Consider the following 1,069-nt stretch of genomic DNA (forward strand, 5'->3'; position numbering starts at 1 on the left):
CGGCAATCCGCAGCGGCTCGAAACCTTCCGTAGCCAAGAAATTCAGCACTACATCCGCAAACAGTTACAGGCCGCCAAAATAAACCAAGGCTCGGTGGCCGAGGGGCGCACCCTGCATTTGTGTTTTGATGCCGATTTGCCCGCCGACGCCAATAAGCGTTTGTATGCCCATGTACTCGAATGCAGCGAACGCCAGTTTAGCGATGCGGTCAGAAGTGCCAGCGCCGACAATGCCACCCTTTTCGTGCATGTGCCGAACATTCGCCGCTCTGAGCTCTTAAGTGCCATCGTCGATTTCAAGGCCGCCGAAACCACCCTGGAGCTTGGCGGTGTGCCCGCCACCGATGCTGGTAAAGACGCCCAAGGCGCGATGGAGCACCGCCGTAACGATGCCGATCGCACTAAAAAGCTTATTTTGAAAGAAATCTTCGACGCTATTCTGGTGCAGCTCGCCGGCGGCTCTGAGGTGGTAGGTGATACGCTCACTGAGCAGTTTGAAAACGGTGGTAAAAAGGCCTGTGAGCGCCTTTACAACGAATTCAAATTGGCCGATGTCAAAGGCTGGGGCACAGTGTACGACCGCGCCAGTAAATCGGCCGATGCCAATGCCTTAGCCGCCATCGGCTTTAACGACGAAGCCGATAAACACCCGGTGTGTGTCGCCATTAAGCGCTTTATTGGTGTCATGAAAACCGGCGCCGAAATCCGTGACAACTTCCAAGGTGCTCCTTACGGCTGGCCAAAAGATACCGTCGATGGCGCCCTCTATGCCATGTTAGCGGCTGGGGTGTTAAAAGCCGCAGACGGACAAGAAAAGCCCGTCGATGCCAAAAGCCTCGAGCGAGCCAAGGTTGGCCAAACTAAATTCCGCCCCGAAACCGTTAGCCTCTCAACCGTGCAACTTATCAAGGTGCGCAGCCTGATAAACGCCATCGGGGTGAGCTGCACCAATGGCGAGGAGCAATCCAAGCTTGGCCAGGCAATCACCGAAGCAAAACAAATTGCCCGCAAGGCCGGTGGCGATGCGCCGCTGCCACTGCCGCCGGCCACCACCCGCTTGAATGAGCTT

The 1,069-nt window shown here is 56.2% G+C and carries 1 pseudogene; it reads left to right on the forward strand.

From position 1 onward, the window contains the following. Positions 1–1,069: pseudogene (locus tag ON072_RS20995) on the forward strand (BREX system P-loop protein BrxC); the annotation flags it as partial.

Source organism: Shewanella sp. K8 (genome assembly GCF_028823715.1).
Lineage (GTDB): Bacteria > Pseudomonadota > Gammaproteobacteria > Enterobacterales > Shewanellaceae > Shewanella > Shewanella algae.